Raw genomic sequence first — 15,672 nt, 5'->3', positions numbered from 1 at the left:
AGGGACTATAACCGGCTCACCCGTCCGGTGCGACAGGGACAACCGCCGTCGCTTCGATTTCCACTTTGGCTTCCGCTTCCATCAGCGCCACGACTTGTACCACCGCCATCGTCGGAAAGTGGCGGCCAATGATCTCGCGATACGCCGCACCGATCTGCGGCAGCTCGGCGCAGTACTCGTCACGACTCGTCACGTACCAGGTAAGTCGAACAATGTGCTCCGGACGCGCATCGGCCTCGTTCAAGACGGCAACGATGTTCTGCAACGTCTGGCGGACCTGGTCGCCGAGTGTTTCGGGAAACTGTTGCCGCTCGTCCCAGCCCACCTGGCCGGCGACAAAAACCTGTCGGCCTTCGGCCGCCATGCCGTTCGAATATCCTTTGGGCCGTGGCCAGCCCGCGGGTTGCAGCACTTGAATGGTCACTTCAAGACCTCGCGCGCAATGATCAGCTTCTGCACTTCGGTCGCGCCTTCGTAAATACGCAGCGCTCGAATGTCGCGGTACAGACGTTCGACAATTTCTCCCTGCACGACGCCTCGACCGCCAAACATCTGCACCGCTCGGTCGATGACGGTCTGCGCACTTTCGGTGGCCGTCATCTTCGCCATGGCAGCGCTCTTGGTCACCGGTTGCCCGGTGTCTCGTTGCCAGGCGGCTCGATAAGTAAGCAAGGCGGCGGCATCGATGGCCGTGGCCATCTCGGCAATCGCAGCTTGCGTGAGTTGGAAATCCGCGAGCGTCTTGCCGAACATCGCTCGCTGCCTCGCGTAAGCAACGGCTTCATCCAATGCTCGGCGCGCGAACCCAAGCGCGGCCGCGGCTACGGATGCACGGAAGATATCCAGCGTCCGCATTGCGATCTTGAATCCGTCACCTTCCTCGCCGATGCGGCGACCGGCGGGGACTCGACAATTTTCGAATCGCAGCGTGCCGAGTGGATGAGGCGCGATGACGTCGATCCGAGCCTCGACGCTGAATCCTGGATCGTTCGGCTCGACCAGGAATGCGGTGATTCCCTGCGCCCCGACGGTGCCGTCTGCCCGCTTCTGGCCAGGCGACGTGCGCGCGAAAACGCAGTACATATCGGCAATGCCGCCGTTCGAGATCCAGGTCTTCGTGCCATTGAGCACGTAGTGATCGCCGTCGAGTCGTGCCGACGTTTGCATCGCTGCGACGTCGGAGCCTGCGTCCGGCTCGGACAGAGCGAACGCTGCGATCGCCGTACCATTGGCGACTCGCGGCAAATATTGACGCTGAAGGCCCGCATCACCGGCCAACGACAGAGCACCGCTGCCGAGTCCTTGCATGGCGAATGCGAAATCAGCGAGCCCATCGTGATAAGCCAGCGTCTCGCGAATCAAACAAATCGCGCGCGAATCGAATTCCTGCAAGGCCCCGCCATGCTCGGCTCGGACGCAGAAGCGCGTGATGTTGCCCTTGCCGAGCGCGGCGACTAACTTTCTGGCCTGCGCGTCGACTTCGGCTCGCGACTCTCCATGCGCGTGGCCGACCGCGTGTTCCGCGCTCCACGACGTCACCAAGTCGGCGAGCGCGCGATGCTCTGAGCCAAAGAACGGCCAGCTGAGTCGCTCGCCCAGATCGAATGGCACGCTCATCGGCCGACGAACTCCGGCCTGCGCTTGTGCGCGAACGCTTCGAAGGCGCGACGGAAGTCCTCGCTCTGCATGCAGATGGCTTGGGCCTGCGCTTCGGCTTCCAGCGCCTGCTCGATACTCATGTTCCATTCCTGGTTCAGCATGTTCTTGGTCATGCTGTGCGCAAACGTCGGCCCGGTTACCAGGGTGCGCGCCAGACGAGTGGCCTCCGGCAGCAATTTGTCCGCGGCGACCAGCTGATTGAAGAACCCCCAGCGCTCGCCCTCTTCTGCCGTCATCGCGCGACCCGTAAACATCAGCTCGGCTGCCCGCCCCTGACCGATGAGGCGCGGCAGAATGGCGCACGCGCCCATGTCACAACCGGCCAGGCCGACGCGAGTGAACAGAAACGCAGTTTTTGCGGCAGGCGTGCCGATGCGAAGATCCGACACCATGGCGATGATTGCGCCGGCGCCTGCACAGACACCATCGACCGCGGCGATTACGATCTGAGGACAACTACGGATCGCCTTGACCAGATCGCCCGTCATACGCGTGAACGTCAGCAGCTCCGGCATGGTCATGCGGGTCAGCGGACCGATGATGTCGTGCACGTCGCCGCCCGAGGAGAAATTGCTGCCTGCGCCGTCGATCACGATGGCCTTGATGTCGTTGTCGTACACGAGCGTGCGAAACAGGTTGCGCAGCTCGGCATACGACTCAAAGGTCAGCGGATTCTTGCGCTCCGGCACGTTGAGCGTCACGTAGCCGATGCTCTCTTCGACCCGCCAGAGGAAATGCTGCGCCTGATACGAGGACAGGTGCAATTGAGTGAATGACATGCGCTCTCCCGATCTACATGACTTCGCCGCCAGCGACGGCGATGCTCTGCCCGGTGATGCTTTCGGTGCCGGGCAGGCACAACCATGCGACGGCGTTGGCCACTTCCTCACTGCGAATCAAGCGGCGCTGGGGATTGTTTGCAACGAGCACCGCCAATGCTTCGGCCTCCGAACGCTGCGTCTTCGCCTGGATGTTGGCGATGGTCTCGCGAACCATGTTCGTGTCCGTGTAGCCCGGGCACACCGCGTTCACCGTGATGTTCTTACCGGCTACTTCCAGCGCCAATGATCGCGTGAGGCCAATCACACCGTGCTTCGCGGCGCTGTACGCGGCAACGTAGGGATACCCTTTCAACCCGGCAGTGCTAGCGACGTTGACGATGCGCCCGAAGTTCCGCTCCAGCATCGATGCTAGAACGTGGCGAATTCCGTAATAGGTACCGGTGAGATTGACCGCCAGCATGGTGTGCCACAGCGCGTCGTCGGTCTTGTGCACGGGCGCGCTCGACGCCTGACCGGCGTTATTCACGAGGATGTCTATCGGACCGAAGCGATTCGCGGCGTCTTCTATCGCGGATCGCATTTGCTCGCTGTTGCTCACGTCGGCAGCCACCCCATGAGCGTCCTGCGTACTCAGCTTTATCGCCGCTTCGACGACGGTTTCGAGTTGACGCCCGAGCAATGTCACTCTAGCCCCCTCGTCCAGAAGGCGCTGAGCGATAGCAACGCCAATCCCGCGGCTCGCGCCGGTGACCAGCGCATGCTTTCCCGAGAGCGGCTGCGTGTTCGTGCTCAAACTGCACCAATCATTTGTGAGGCGCGCGCGAGATTGCGTTCCAGCTGGCTCTTGCCAGAAAGGTAGGCCTTCGGCCAATGCTGTTCGGTCCAGTTCTGCGCCGCCGCCGCGTGCAATGTCCAGGAAGGATCCGCCAGGTGTGGTCGAGCGAGCGCGCACAGGTCGGCGCGGCCCGCGGCGATGATCGAATTCACATGATCTGCTTCGTAGATGTTGCCGACCGCGATGGTCGCGATGTCTACGCTATTACGCAGCAGATCCGAGAACGGCGTTTGATACATGCGACCGTACACCGGCTTCTGCCAAGGCACGGTCTGGCCGGTCGACACGTCGATGAGATCTGCGCCGGCCTCGCGGAGTGCGCGAGCGAACGTCACCAAGTCGGCTTCCGACAGGCCGCCTTCTGCCCAATCGCTGGCGGAGACACGAACGGACATCGGTTTATCCGCGGGCCACACCGCACGACACGCTTTGAAAACGGCCAGCGGGAAGCGCATGCGCTTTTCGATCTGGCCGCCGAACTCGTCATCCCGACGATTCGTCAGAGGTGACAGGAAGCTCGCGAGCAGGTAGCCGTGCGCCATGTGCAACTCGAGCATGTCGAACCCGGCCTGCGCACCAAGCTCCGCTGCGTGGACGAATTGCTGGGCAACTTCTTCCATGTCCTCGCGCGTCATGGCCCGCGGCATCTGACTGATCCCTTCCAGGTACGGCAGCGGCGACGGCGCGATCAGCTCCCAATTGCCCTCGTCCAACGGATGATCCGCACGCTCCCAACCCAACTGCGTCGACCCTTTGCGCCCGGAGTGCCCGAGTTGCAGCGAGAACTTCGCCGCCGAGTGCGCATGCACGAAATCTACAATGCGCTTCCAAGCATCGCGTTGCCGATCATTCCAGAGGCCCGTGCAGCCCGGGCTGATGCGACCGATCGGCGACACGCACGTCATCTCGGTTATCACCAACCCCGCGCCGCCGGCGGCGCGCGAGCCGTAGTGCATGAGATGCCAGTCGCCAGGGACGCCGTCGACGGCTTGATATTGCGCCATCGGCGAGACGACGATTCGGTTCACCAGCTCCATGCCACGCAGCTTGAACGGAAGAAACATCGGCGGCCGCGGCCCCTCAACCCCCGCCCGCTGCGCCAGATCTCGCTCGACATCGTCGACGAAGGCCCCGTCGCGCAGACGAAGGTTGTCGTGACCGATGCGCTGACTGCCGGTGAGCAGGCTATATGCAAACTGCAACGGCTCGAGGTGCACATAGCGAGCGACGTTCTCGAACCACTCCATTCGATTGCGCGCGGCGCTCTGCAGCTTCAATGCTTCAAGGCTGCGCTCAGCCTGATACGACTCGAGGCCCGCTTCGACGTCGGCCTGAGCGACGTGCTTCACGAGTGACGCAGCGTCTTCCATCGCCAGCTTCGTACCGGAGCCAATGCTGAAGTGGGCGGTGTGCGCAGCATCGCCGATCAGCACGATGTTGCCGGTGTGCCAGCGCTTGCACAGCACCCGACTGAAGTTGAGCCACGCCGAACCGCGCAGATGATTGGCGTTGCTCATCAACTTGTGGCCGTCGAGGTAGCGACCGAACAGTTGCTCGCAGAACTCGATGCTCTGCTGAGTACCGAACCGATCGATGCCGTGCGCCTTCCAGGTCTCCTCGCGCGTCTCGACGATCACCGTCGACAGCTCGTCGCTGAATTGGTACGCGTGGATCTGGAACCAGCCGTGCTCGGTGCGCTCGAATGCAAACGTGAACGCCGGAAAACGCTGCCGGGTGCCGAGCCAGATGTAGCGGCACCTGCGCGCGTCGATGTCGGGCTCGAACACCGAGGCGAAGCGCTTGCGGGTGCGGCTGTTGACCCCATCGGCTGCAACGATCAGATCGGCGTCGGCGAATCGGGCCGGATCTTCGATCTCGTGCTGAAAGGTTTGTTTTACACCTAAAGTAGCGGCTCGCTCCTGCAGCTTGTTGAGCAGCAGCTGGCGCGAAATCCCGCAGAACCCGTGCCCTCCGGAGCGCACCCGCTCGCCCTTGAAGTACACGTCGATGTCGTCCCAATGATGGAAGTTGCTGACGATGGCGTCGTGCGATTCGGGATCGGTGGCCCGAAATCCCTGCAGGGTCTGATCGGAAAAAACCACGCCCCAGCCGAACGTGTCGTCCGGGCGATTGCGCTCGTAAACCTCGACGCTGGCGCCGGGCAGCGCCTTCTTGAACAGGATCGCGGCATACAGGCCGGCCGGCCCGCCGCCCACACAAACGATGCGCTTCATGGCATTGCGCCGGTCACCCTAAGATGGCATCCATGGTACGGTTGATATATTTTAGGTGTCAACTAATCTCCCGGAACCTGCCGATGACCACCGCAACCCGCGCCTTTGCCGAGAAACTCGGCGGTTCTCCGCACAGCAGAAAGTCCTTGCGCCTGTGGCTGCGACTGCTCAGCTGCTCCATGATCATCGAACGCCGCATCCGCACCCGACTCGAAGCAGAGTTCGAAACGACTCTGCCCCGCTTCGATGTGATGGCGGCGCTCGAGCGTGAGCCGGATGGGTTGACGATGAGCCAGTTGTCGGCGGCGCTGCTGGTGTCGAATGGCAATGTGACGGGGATCGTGAATCGACTCATCGAGGAGCTGCTGGTCGTGCGGACGTTGGAGTCGGATGATCGCCGGATTGCGACCGTCCGCTTGACCAAGAAGGGAAGAGACGCGTTTCAACGCATGGCGCGTGCGCATGAGCAGTGGGTGGACAAGATGTTTGCTGGGGTGACCGAGTCGCAGATGGAGCAGCTGATGAAACTGCTGGCGTCGGTGCGACACTCGATCGATGAAAACAAGGATCAAGATTGAGATTAAGAGGCCACGTTCCCACCAAAGTCAGATCAGACAGCACGGACGCAAGCTTGAAGCCACTCTCATCCGCCAACGCCGCGTTCCTCAACCGCTTGATCACATCCGCAAGATCCGACCGCCCACGCATCTGCTCGATGCCAGCCAGTAGAGACAGCATCACGAACCAGCTCACTTTCGCCGTGTGAATGTGCCTTCCGCGTCGGAACAGCCTCCTCGAACCGGGGATGCATGAATTCAGTGACGTACACAACCTGATCCGCCCCTGCCTGTAGCCCCGAAGCGTTAGCCAGGACAACGCGCACTGTTGCACCCGGCGCAACGAAAGGGGACCATGCCCGCCTCATGAAGTTTTGCTCCAACTGTGCCAACCCGGTCAGCCTCAGCGTCCCTCCGGGTGACCATCTGCCCCGCTTCATGTGCGCCAATTGCGGCGCCATCCATTACGAAAACCCACGCATCATCGCCGGCTGCGTGATCGAGTTCGAAGGCAAAATCCTGTTGTGCAAACGGGCCATCGAGCCGCGCCGCGGTTTCTGGACCATACCGGCGGGCTTCATGGAAAACGGCGAATCGGTACAGCAGGCGGCGGCCCGCGAGGCGCTGGAGGAGGCGCTGGCCCACGTGCGCATCGGCTCGATGCTGGCCATCGTCAATGTGCTGCGCGCCCACCAGGTGCACATCATGTTTCGCGCCACGCTAACGCAGCCTTCGTTTGGCATTGGGCCGGAGAGCCTGGAATCGCAGCTATACGCCGAAGAGGAGATTCCGTGGCCCGATATCGCCTTCCTGAGCGGGGAGTTTGCCCTGCGGCGCTACCTGGACGACCGGGCCAAAGGCCGGGAACAGCTGCACTTCCGCGATATCGACTGGCAGGACGGCAAACCGGTCATGACCGACGGCCATTCCCAATAGCGCTGGCTCCCCTGGTTATATGCAGATGGCAACCCCGCCTCGCATCCCCGCGCCCCCTTTGGCACAATGCGCAGCCTCAAAGCGGCCGTGCCGCCCGAAGAGATTTTGCGGAGCTGTAGCCGATGACTTTCGTCGTCACTGAAAACTGCATCAAGTGCAAGTACACCGATTGCGTCGAGGTGTGCCCGGTCGATTGTTTCCACGAAGGTCCGAACTTCCTGGTCATCGATCCGGACGAGTGCATCGACTGCACGCTGTGCGAGCCGGAGTGCCCGGCCGAAGCGATTTTCTCGGAAGAGGAGCTGCCGGAGGGGCAGCAGCACTTCAAGCAGCTGAACGCCGAGCTGACCAAGTCGTGGCCGGTGATCACCGAGAAGAAGGCCATGCCCGCCGATGCCAAGGAATGGGACGGCAAGCCGGATAAGTTGAAGCTGCTGGAGCGCTGAGAGCAGCGCTGAATCGAACGCTCACCCGCGCGAGGCGGGTGAGCTGGGAATCCCGCTTTATTCCTTGCCTTCGAGCCGACTGACCATCTGGTCCGGCGCCAGGTAGCCGCCAATGTACTCGCCGGTGTCGGTGAAGATGGCCGGCGTACCGCGCACCCCGAGCTTTTCACCCAACTGGAACTGCTTCGCGACCGGCGTGGCGCACTGAGCCGCCTTCACTGCCTTGCCCGCCTTGGCGTCGGTGATGGCTTTCTTGCGGTCCATCGAGCACCACACCGCTTCCATCTTGGCCCAGTCCTCGGTGCCCGGGCCGGCGCGCGGATACGCCAGATAACGCACCTGCACGCCGCGATCGTTCAGCTGGGCGATTTCGCTGTGGAGCTTCCGGCAGTAACCGCACTCGACGTCGGTGAACACCGTAATGGTGTGCCTCACCTTGGCCGGCTTGAACACGATCATGTCCTTCTCATCGAGCTTGGCGAGCGCCTGCAGGCGGCCCTTTTGGCGGCCGTTCTCGGTGAGATTGGTGCGCGAATCGATCTCGTACATGTCGCCCGCGATGAGGAACTTGCCGTCGCCGCTGATGTAGGCGATCTCGCCCCCCATCTGAACTTCGTAGATGTCCTTCATGGGCGAGGCCCGCACCTCGTCGATCTTCATCTCGGGGAATTTCTTGGCGATCGCCGCGCGGATCGCCGCATCGGCCGCCTTGGCGGGCGCTGCCGGCTCGGCCGCCGCCACGGAAGTGGCCAGCAACGTCGCCAAAGACAAGTTGGCGAACAGACACAACAACAGTTTTTTCATGGGAACTCTCGTGACCCTCGCCGATTCGAGCCTGCGCGGCGGCGCAAGTTCAACGGGAATTCGGCTTGAGGAGGTAAACGGAGTCTACCAGCTGCCAGAGGACCCGCGAGAGTACGTTGGTTCAAGGCCGGGTCGCGGCCGCAGGCCGCGACAAAATCATGCCTTTTCAGCCTCTCGGGTGATGAAGGGCATGCAGCTCCTTCATGCGTTCCCGGGCCACGTGGGTATAGATCTGCGTGGTCGACAGGTCGCTATGCCCCAGCAGCATCTGCACGACGCGCAGGTCGGCGCCATGGTTCAGCAGGTGTGTGGCAAATGCATGGCGCAGTGTATGAGGCGACAACGCCTTCTGCACACCGGCCTTGTGCGCGTAGCGCTTGATGATGTGCCAGAACGCCTGGCGCGTCATGCGATCGCCGCGGCGCGTGGGGAACAGATAGTCGGTCTGGCGCTCCAGCAGGATTTCCAGACGCGCGCCGTTCATGAACTTCTGCAGCCAGGACACGGCTTCCTCGCCCAGCGGAATCAGCCGTTCGCGATCGCCCTTGCCGACGATGCGCAGCACGCCCTGGTTCATGTTCACCTGACTGGATTTCAGGTTCACGAGCTCCGACACGCGCAGGCCGGTGGCGTACAGCACCTCGAGCATGCAGCGGTCGCGATGGCCCAGCGGATCCTCGATCACCGGCGCCTTCAGCAGCGCCTCGACCTCTTCCTCGGTCAGCGACTTCGGCAGCGAGCGGCCGATCTTCGGCATCGCAATCTGCGCGGTCGGATCTTCCTTGATGGCGCCGTCGCGAATCAGGTAACGGTAGAATCGACGAAAGCTGGAGAGCTGGCGGGCGGTGGAGCGCGGACGCGCACCGGCTTCGACCCGGTGGGCGATGAACGCCAGCAGGTCGGCGCGCTTGGCGGCGACGCTCGATGTGCCTCGCGACTGCAGCCAACGATCGAGTGCAGTCAGGTCGGCGCGGTAAGCGGACAGCGTGTTGGGCGACAGACCGCGCTCCATCCACACTGCGTCGAGAAAGCGGTCGATGGCTGCCAACGACGGCGTCGTCTCCGGCATATCGTCGCCTGACCTCGAGTAAACTGATGCTTTGGTTACGCTGCTCATCGCCTTTAGGTGTACGCCGTGATCGCTCACGACAGACCGGTAAATCGATGGCGGCCAGTATGGAGACCGGGTCTGGCGCTGGGCGTGATTACAATCACAGAACCCCGGCGGGGTTTACATAAAAGAGACTTAGTTCACAGAAATCGACCGTTAAACGAAATCCATGCCAGCACAACATAAAATTCCCCGTGACATCTGTGTCGAGTTATGACTGAAGGCTGGCTGCGCGCGCCCTGGACCATTGTCCGGACAGTGCTCGAAATCATCTACGGTTTGTATGCGCTGGCGGTGTTCCTGCTGTTTGGCCTGAGCGCCTTCGTAGCAGTTTTACTGCCTTTCGGGATCAAAACACGTCGGCATATTGCTCACTTTGCCGGCCGTGCATTTTTTGCGGTCGCCGGCTTGCGACTGCGCGTGCTCGACGAGCATTTGTTACCTGGCGGCCCCTGCGTGGTGGTCGCCAATCACGCCAGCTATCTCGATGGCATCGTGCTCAAGGCCGCCCTGCCCGCACGCTTCTCGTTCGTCATCAAAAAAGAGTTCAGCCGCGTGCCGCTCGCCGGTCTGCTGTTGAGGCGCATCGGCTCGGAGTTCGTGGACCGTTTCAACCGCCACGCCGGTGGCATGGATGCGAGACGTCTATTGAAAGCCGCCGACGCCGGCCAGGCGCTCGCGTTCTTTCCCGAAGGCACGTTCCTGGCGGAGCCGGGACTCGGCAAATTTCACAGCGGCGCTTTCACCATTGCGGCGCGCGTCGATCTGCCGGTCGTGCCGCTGGTTCTGAAGGGCACGCGCTACATCCTGCCCTCCGGCCGGTTCCTGCCGCGTCCCGGGCGGATCGACATTCACGTCCTGCCCTCGATTGGCCCGATGCGGGATATGAAGCATTCGGACGCCGTCGTCCACACACGCGATCTGGCGCACGCACGCATCCTGGCGGAATTGGGCGAACCTGATCTGTCGTCGAACGACGGCATCGCCGCGCTGCATTCGAAGCGATCCTAAGTCGCACAACCCCGCCTATAATCATCGCCTGCGGTTTTCGAGGGATGGCGATGAACCTGTTCGAAGCGGTGGGCCGGCTCGGTCACGAGCAAGTGGTGTTCTTTCATCATCGCGAGAGCGGCCTGCGCTGCGTGATCGCGATTCACAACACTGCGCTGGGCCCGGCGCTCGGCGGCCTGCGCATGTGGCCGTACGCAAATGAAGCGGACGCGGTGCGCGATGTGCTGAAGCACTCCGCCGACATGACTCACAAAGCCGCGATCGCCGGCCTCAATCTCGGCGGCGCCAAAGGCGTGCTCATCGGCAATCCCGAAACGGATAAGAGCGAAGCGCTGTTTCGCGCGCTCGGCCGTTTCATTCAATCGCTCGGCGGCCGCTACATCACGACCGAAGATGTGGGCACCAACGCCGAGGACATGGAGCTGATTCGCCAGGAAACGCGCCACGTCGTCGGTGTGCCGCAATTGGTCGGCGGCAGCGGCGATCCATCGCGCTTCACCGCGTTGGGCACGTTGCACGGCATTCGCGCCTGCATGGAATTCAAGCTCGGGCACGCGGACCTGCGACGCACCAGCTTCGCCGTGCAAGGCGCCGGTCAGGTCGGCTATCACCTCGCGAAATCGCTGCGCGCCGCCGGCGCGAAGGTGTTCATCACCGATATCAATGAAGAACGCATCGAGCACGCCGTTGCCGAGTTCGGCGCCGAGGCGGTGCCGATGTCACAGATCTACGATGTCGAGGCGGATGTTTTCTCGCCGTGCGCGCTGAGTGCAGTGATCAACGAGGACACCGTGCCTCGACTGCGTTGTCGCATCGTCGCAGGCGGGGCCAACAATCAGCTCGAATCCGAAGAGCTGGGCACGGAGCTCGACCGTCGCGGCATTCTTTACGCGCCCGACTACGCCATCAACGCCGGCGGCCTGATGAACAGCGCGATCGAGCTGGAGGGATATAACGAGGACCGCGCCTTACGAAGCGTCGCGCGCATCCACGACATCATTAGTCGAATACTCAACCTCGCCGCGCGCAACAACATTCCCACCTGGCAAGCGGCGCGGCGCCTCGCCGAAGAGCGGATTGCGGCGCTCAGCCGCATTAAATTGCCTTACGGCGGCCGATAACGTTCGACTTTTTGCGGGTTGCGGGCGCCTTATTGCACTGCATACAAACTCGGCGTACGCTGGGTACTTGCAAGTAAGTTTAGGAGCCGCCATAAACTGGCGATGCGCTCCTGAGACGATCGTTTCGGTGCCCAATCGCCCTTTACTGACAGCAGTCGAGCATTCCCATGAGCGAACCGGTTTACATCGTTGCCGCCCGCCGCACTCCCATCGGTGCTTTCCAGGGCGCACTCAGTCCGTTGACCTCCCCGCAGCTCGGCGCGGCAGCCGTACAGGCCGCGATCAAGGACTCTGGCTTGTCGGCCGAGCAGATCGACGAAACCATCCTCGGTTGCGTGCTCATGGCCGGCATCGGCCAGGCGCCCGGTCGCCAGGCTGCGCTCGCCGGCGGCGTGCCGCAGAAAGTGCCGGCAACGACCATCAACAAGATGTGCGGCTCCGGCTTGAAGGCCGTGATGATGGCAGCCGATCAGATTCGCGCCGGCTCCGCCAACGTCGTGCTCGCCGGCGGCATCGAGTCGATGACCAACGCGCCTTATCTGATTCCGAAGGCCCGCGGCGGTCTGCGCATGGGTCATTCGGAAATTCTCGATCACATGTTCTTCGACGGTCTGCAGAGCCCGTTCGACGGCAAGATGATGGGCTCGTTCGCCGAGGCCACAGCCGCCAAGTACGGCTTCACTCGTCAGCAGCAGGATGAGTTCGCCGCCGAGTCGGTGCGTCGCGCGCTGGCCGCCGTCGAGAGCACGGCGTTCAACAACGAAATCGCGCCGGTCACGGTGAAAGATCGCAAAGGCGAGCGCGTCGTCGCGAAGGACGAAACGCCGTTCACTTGTGACATCAGCAAGATCCCGAGCCTGAAGCCGGCGTTCGCAAAGGACGGCACCGTCACTGCCGCCAGCTCTTCTTCGATCTCCGACGGCGCCTCTGCCCTGCTCATCGCGAGCGCCAGCGCGGTACGTCAGCACAATCTCAAGCCGCTGGCTCGCATCGTCGGTTACGCCAGCCACGCGCAGGCGCCGGAGTGGTTCACTACCGCGCCGGTCGGTGCGATTCAGTCCGTGCTCGCGAAGACCGGCTGGTCCGCGGGCGATGTCGATTTGTATGAAATCAACGAAGCGTTTGCGGTGGTGGCCATGGCCGCGATCAAAGATGTCGGCCTGGATCACGCCAAGGTCAACGTCAACGGCGGCGCTTGCGCGCTCGGCCACCCGATCGGCGCCACCGGCGCTCGCATCCTCACCACGCTGGTCCACGCGTTGCGTAATCGCAATCTGAAGCGCGGTGTCGCCTCGCTGTGCATCGGCGGCGGCGAAGCGACGGCGCTCGCAGTCGAAATCGTCTAATAACTCGAGTGTGTGTTCGGGGCAACGAATCCTTGCGGGTTCGTTGCCCCGATTTTTTATAAGCGCCATTCCCTAGCAACCAAGCGAGCCCCAGACGCCTTCCACGTTGATAAGTGGAGGCAACTATGCACGCAAGGCCCGGTCCTGTAGGGCTCGCAGGTGGTCATCGCTACCTCAGCCTCGATTCGACGAGACTGACCGAGCGCAAGCTTCGCGAGAGCCAGGAGCGGCTCCACGCCTTCCTGCTCGCGAGCACGACGTCGATGTACTGGAGCGAGATGCGCGAGCTCGACGGCCAGGGCTTCCTGCCCGATACGGCGGTCGCCGAGAACCGACTGGCTGCAATCGGTTGGACCCACTCCAGAGCCGTGCCCATGCTCGATGAGCAAGGGGAGCTCGTCGATGGTTCGGCGCGGCCACGGCCATCACAGAGCGCAACGCATGGAAGCCGCGTTGCGCGCCGGCGAAGAGCGATTCCGTTTGTTATATGAGGCGCAGCACACCGCGCACGTGGTGCTCTCTCCCAACCTTACCATCGAGGCCGTCTCCGAACAGTACTTCGATCTGCGCAAAGCGCGCGGCAGTCTCGGCATACGCGTGATAACCAGCCTCGCCGCTCAACTCAAGGGCACGCTCACAGTCCACTCCGCCCCTCCCGGAACCCGATTCGTCGTGGAGTTTCCGATCAAGGCTGCGGCCCCCATGGCCTGAGGGTTACACCGAAATCGGCGTATCCGGCGATATGCCCGCGACTTCATAGCCGCGCTTGAAGTCACGCACGTGTTTCGACATCCACTTTCTCGCCTCGTCCGCGTTCTTGTCTCTAACAGCATTGATGATGCGTTTCTGCGCATCTGTGATACGAGCTCGGGCCTGAGGGACGGTGTCGATCATTCGAGCCAGTGACGGCGCCAGGCATTGAGCCAGCGACTGCTTCGCCAGCACGAGCACTTGATTGCGCGACGCTGCGCCGAGCTGCTCGAAGAACAGCGCGACGATATTCACCGAGTCGGGATCGCCTTCCGGAGAATCGCGAAACGCCTCGCTGGTCTGCGTGAGCGCGACCAGGTCCGCTTGATTGCGGCGCACCGCCGCCAGTGCCGCGACTTCCGGCTCGATCACCATCATCGCTTCCCAAACATCGACGAACGACACCTCGTGCAACACCAGCGCGTGGCGCATGCCCGAAGCCACTTTCGCCGCTTCCGGCCGGCTGACGATCATCCGCTTTGCGCCCGGCGGCCGCGCCACCAGGCCGGCGTTTTCCAACTGACGCAGCGCCTCGCGCACCGTCGACCGGTGCACGCGAAATTGTTGCGCGAGCTCCAGCTCGGCAGGCAGGACATCGCCCTCTCGCAAAGCCCGCGACAAAATTTTATGTTCGATAGCCGAGGAAACTTTGATGTATGCAGGCGCGCGCTCCACCGGATCGAACAGCGCACCGTTGTCGGCAGTTTCAGGGGCGGCCAGTGCGGCGGCTCCTGCGCGGCGTGGGCGGGCGGCGGATATCGTCTTTTTTTTCATGACCATAGTGGAGACGCGAACGCGGTTATTGACTAAAAGACGGACTGTCGGACAATAGGGCAATTCGTAAGCCGGCGCCATCCGCCGGACCAGCACATGACCGGGGGCCGCCGTGGAAGATTTCGATTTCGGTTTGGGTGAAGATCTGGACGCATTGCGCGCCACGGTAGCGAAGTTTGCGAGCGAACGCATCGCTCCCCTCGCCGCCGATATCGACCGCACCAACAAGTTCCCGCGCGAGCTGTGGCCGGAACTGGGCGAGCTCGGCCTGCTCGGTATCACCGTCGAAGACGAATACGGCGGCAGCGGCCTGGGCTATCTGGCGCACGTCCTCGCGATGGAAGAGATCAGCCGTGCTTCGGCGTCGGTCGGCCTGTCGTATGGCGCGCACTCGAACCTGTGCGTCAACCAGCTCCGTCGTTGGGGCACGCCCGCACAGAAGGAACGCTACCTGCCCCGCCTGATCACCGGCGAGCACCTCGGCGCATTGGCGATGAGCGAGCCCGGCGCCGGCTCCGACGTGGTCGGCATGGGCACGCGCGCCGTGAAGAAAGGCGACAAGTACGTCCTGAACGGCAACAAGATGTGGATCACCAACGGCCCGACCGCCGAGACGCTCGTCGTCTATGCGACGCTCGATCCCGAACTCGGCCCGCGAGGCATCACGGCGTTCATCATCGAACGCGGCATGAAAGGTTTCTCGACCGCACAGAAGCTCGACAAGCTCGGCATGCGCGGCTCCGACACGTGCGAGCTGGTGTTCCAGGATTGCGAAGTGCCCGCCGAAAACGTGCTGCATCAGGAAGGGAAAGGCGTGCAGGTGTTGATGAGCGGTCTGGACTATGAGCGTGTGGTGCTGGCGGGCGGACCGCTCGGCATCATGCGGGCTTGCATGGATGTTGTCATCCCCTACACGCACGAGCGTCGTCAGTTCGGACGAGCCATCGGCACGTTCCAGCTCATGCAGGGCAAGGTCGCCGACATGTACACGACCATGAACGCCTGCCGCGCGTATGTTTATTCCGTCGCCGCCGCCTGCGATCGCGGCAAAGTCACGCGCTTCGACGCGGCCGGCTGCATCCTGCAGGCCTCGGAGAAAGCGACCTGGATGGCGCTGGAAGCGATTCAGGCGCTCGGCGGCAACGGCTATATCAACGATTACTCCACCGGCCGACTGCTGCGCGACGCGAAGCTGTATGAAATCGGCGCCGGCACCAGCGAGATCCGTCGCATGCTGATCGGCCGCGAGATTTTCGAAGCCACCGCCTAAGACCAGGCATGTGTCGCATGTAGTCAGGCATTGCAT

The 15,672-nt window shown here is 62.5% G+C and carries 16 protein-coding genes; 8 read left to right on the top strand and 8 right to left on the bottom strand.

Features of this window, described 5'->3' with window-relative positions:
* Positions 1 to 16: 16 nt before the first annotated feature.
* Genes EK373_RS17515 through EK373_RS17495 form a run of 5 tightly spaced genes read right to left on the bottom strand, consistent with a single transcriptional unit; the run spans position 17 to position 5,510 of the window.
* Positions 17 to 418, bottom strand: coding sequence for a RidA family protein (locus tag EK373_RS17515; RefSeq protein ID WP_407676203.1), 402 nt, complete (start codon positions 416 to 418; stop codon positions 17 to 19).
* Between the two features lie 2 nt (positions 419 to 420).
* Positions 421 to 1,617: an acyl-CoA dehydrogenase family protein gene (locus tag EK373_RS17510; protein ID WP_129645017.1), complete on the bottom strand. Its 1,197-nt coding sequence runs from the start codon at positions 1,615 to 1,617 to the stop codon at positions 421 to 423.
* A complete protein-coding gene (locus EK373_RS17505) occupies positions 1,614 to 2,438 on the bottom strand; it encodes an enoyl-CoA hydratase family protein (RefSeq protein ID WP_129645016.1) in 825 nt (274 codons plus the stop codon). Before EK373_RS17505 ends, EK373_RS17510 begins: the two co-directional genes overlap by 4 nt.
* Positions 2,439 to 2,451: 13 nt before the next feature.
* Positions 2,452 to 3,234 (bottom strand): SDR family NAD(P)-dependent oxidoreductase, encoded by a 783-nt coding sequence (locus EK373_RS17500; protein ID WP_129645015.1) that lies wholly within the window; start codon positions 3,232 to 3,234, stop codon positions 2,452 to 2,454.
* Positions 3,231 to 5,510: a bifunctional salicylyl-CoA 5-hydroxylase/oxidoreductase gene (locus EK373_RS17495; RefSeq protein WP_129645014.1), complete on the bottom strand. Its 2,280-nt coding sequence runs from the start codon at positions 5,508 to 5,510 to the stop codon at positions 3,231 to 3,233. The genes EK373_RS17500 and EK373_RS17495 overlap by 4 nt, the downstream gene beginning before the upstream one ends.
* A gap of 83 nt (positions 5,511 to 5,593) precedes the next feature.
* Between EK373_RS17495 and EK373_RS17490 the strand changes: the two genes are divergently transcribed.
* The 3 genes from EK373_RS17490 (at position 5,594) to fdxA (ending at position 7,449) form a co-directional block, all read left to right on the top strand.
* Positions 5,594 to 6,088, top strand: coding sequence for a MarR family winged helix-turn-helix transcriptional regulator (locus EK373_RS17490; protein WP_129645013.1), 495 nt, complete (start codon positions 5,594 to 5,596; stop codon positions 6,086 to 6,088).
* 345 nt (positions 6,089 to 6,433) lie between these two features.
* Positions 6,434 to 7,003 carry an NUDIX hydrolase gene (locus EK373_RS17485; protein WP_129645012.1) on the top strand — a complete coding sequence of 190 codons (570 nt, stop codon included), beginning with the start codon at positions 6,434 to 6,436 and terminating at the stop codon, positions 7,001 to 7,003.
* 122 nt (positions 7,004 to 7,125) lie between these two features.
* Positions 7,126 to 7,449, top strand: a complete 324-nt coding sequence (gene fdxA / locus EK373_RS17480; protein ID WP_129645011.1) for a ferredoxin FdxA — start codon at positions 7,126 to 7,128, stop codon at positions 7,447 to 7,449.
* Positions 7,450 to 7,506: 57 nt separating this feature from the next.
* Here the strand turns inward: fdxA and EK373_RS17475 are convergent, their stop codons facing one another.
* Entirely contained in the window at positions 7,507 to 8,253 is a 747-nt protein-coding gene (locus EK373_RS17475; protein ID WP_129645010.1) for a DsbC family protein, read from the bottom strand.
* 166 nt (positions 8,254 to 8,419) lie between these two features.
* Positions 8,420 to 9,322 carry a site-specific tyrosine recombinase XerD gene (gene xerD, locus EK373_RS17470; protein ID WP_129645009.1) on the bottom strand — a complete coding sequence of 301 codons (903 nt, stop codon included), beginning with the start codon at positions 9,320 to 9,322 and terminating at the stop codon, positions 8,420 to 8,422.
* 255 nt (positions 9,323 to 9,577) lie between these two features.
* Between xerD and EK373_RS17465 the strand changes: the two genes are divergently transcribed.
* From EK373_RS17465 to EK373_RS17445, 4 genes are all read left to right on the top strand, one after another.
* Positions 9,578 to 10,375: a lysophospholipid acyltransferase family protein gene (locus EK373_RS17465; protein WP_129645008.1), complete on the top strand. Its 798-nt coding sequence runs from the start codon at positions 9,578 to 9,580 to the stop codon at positions 10,373 to 10,375.
* A gap of 50 nt (positions 10,376 to 10,425) precedes the next feature.
* The gene (locus tag EK373_RS17460; RefSeq protein WP_269813690.1) at positions 10,426 to 11,496 is read left to right on the top strand and encodes a Glu/Leu/Phe/Val dehydrogenase dimerization domain-containing protein; all 1,071 of its coding nucleotides are present in this window, start codon (positions 10,426 to 10,428) and stop codon (positions 11,494 to 11,496) included.
* A 167-nt stretch (positions 11,497 to 11,663) separates the two neighbouring features.
* Positions 11,664 to 12,842, top strand: a complete 1,179-nt coding sequence (locus tag EK373_RS17455; protein WP_129645006.1) for an acetyl-CoA C-acyltransferase — start codon at positions 11,664 to 11,666, stop codon at positions 12,840 to 12,842.
* A 441-nt stretch (positions 12,843 to 13,283) separates the two neighbouring features.
* Positions 13,284 to 13,553 carry a hypothetical protein gene (locus EK373_RS17445; protein WP_129645004.1) on the top strand — a complete coding sequence of 90 codons (270 nt, stop codon included), beginning with the start codon at positions 13,284 to 13,286 and terminating at the stop codon, positions 13,551 to 13,553.
* Between the two features lie 3 nt (positions 13,554 to 13,556).
* Here EK373_RS17445 and EK373_RS17440 read toward each other — a convergent pair whose 3' ends face one another.
* Positions 13,557 to 14,366 carry a FadR/GntR family transcriptional regulator gene (locus tag EK373_RS17440; protein WP_198683399.1) on the bottom strand — a complete coding sequence of 270 codons (810 nt, stop codon included), beginning with the start codon at positions 14,364 to 14,366 and terminating at the stop codon, positions 13,557 to 13,559.
* 112 nt (positions 14,367 to 14,478) lie between these two features.
* On the opposite strand from EK373_RS17440, the gene EK373_RS17435 reads away from it, so the two are divergent.
* A complete protein-coding gene (locus tag EK373_RS17435; protein ID WP_129645002.1) occupies positions 14,479 to 15,636 on the top strand; it encodes an isovaleryl-CoA dehydrogenase in 1,158 nt (385 codons plus the stop codon).
* Positions 15,637 to 15,672 lie beyond the last annotated feature (36 nt).

Source organism: Peristeroidobacter agariperforans, from assembly GCF_004138335.1.
GTDB classification, from domain to species: Bacteria; Pseudomonadota; Gammaproteobacteria; order Steroidobacterales; family Steroidobacteraceae; genus Steroidobacter; species Steroidobacter agariperforans.
Note: the sequence above shows the minus strand (reverse complement) of the source record. Positions and strands in the feature narration are given on the sequence as shown.

What these genes read in the sequence shown, in the direction of transcription:
- EK373_RS17510 (WP_129645017.1), bottom strand. Translation starts at nt 1,617, where the DNA reads ATGAGCGTGCCATTCGATCTGGGCGAGCGACTCAGCTGGCCGTTCTTT.
- fdxA (WP_129645011.1), top strand. Translation starts at nt 7,126, where the DNA reads ATGACTTTCGTCGTCACTGAAAACTGCATCAAGTGCAAGTACACCGAT.
- EK373_RS17485 (WP_129645012.1), top strand. Translation starts at nt 6,434, where the DNA reads ATGAAGTTTTGCTCCAACTGTGCCAACCCGGTCAGCCTCAGCGTCCCT.
- EK373_RS17455 (WP_129645006.1), top strand. Translation starts at nt 11,664, where the DNA reads ATGAGCGAACCGGTTTACATCGTTGCCGCCCGCCGCACTCCCATCGGT.
- EK373_RS17490 (WP_129645013.1), top strand. Translation starts at nt 5,594, where the DNA reads ATGACCACCGCAACCCGCGCCTTTGCCGAGAAACTCGGCGGTTCTCCG.
- EK373_RS17445 (WP_129645004.1), top strand. Translation starts at nt 13,284, where the DNA reads ATGGAAGCCGCGTTGCGCGCCGGCGAAGAGCGATTCCGTTTGTTATAT.
- EK373_RS17440 (WP_198683399.1), bottom strand. Translation starts at nt 14,366, where the DNA reads ATGAAAAAAAAGACGATATCCGCCGCCCGCCCACGCCGCGCAGGAGCC.
- EK373_RS17475 (WP_129645010.1), bottom strand. Translation starts at nt 8,253, where the DNA reads ATGAAAAAACTGTTGTTGTGTCTGTTCGCCAACTTGTCTTTGGCGACG.
- EK373_RS17465 (WP_129645008.1), top strand. Translation starts at nt 9,578, where the DNA reads ATGACTGAAGGCTGGCTGCGCGCGCCCTGGACCATTGTCCGGACAGTG.
- EK373_RS17460 (WP_269813690.1), top strand. Translation starts at nt 10,426, where the DNA reads ATGAACCTGTTCGAAGCGGTGGGCCGGCTCGGTCACGAGCAAGTGGTG.
- xerD (WP_129645009.1), bottom strand. Translation starts at nt 9,322, where the DNA reads ATGCCGGAGACGACGCCGTCGTTGGCAGCCATCGACCGCTTTCTCGAC.
- EK373_RS17495 (WP_129645014.1), bottom strand. Translation starts at nt 5,510, where the DNA reads ATGAAGCGCATCGTTTGTGTGGGCGGCGGGCCGGCCGGCCTGTATGCC.
- EK373_RS17505 (WP_129645016.1), bottom strand. Translation starts at nt 2,438, where the DNA reads ATGTCATTCACTCAATTGCACCTGTCCTCGTATCAGGCGCAGCATTTC.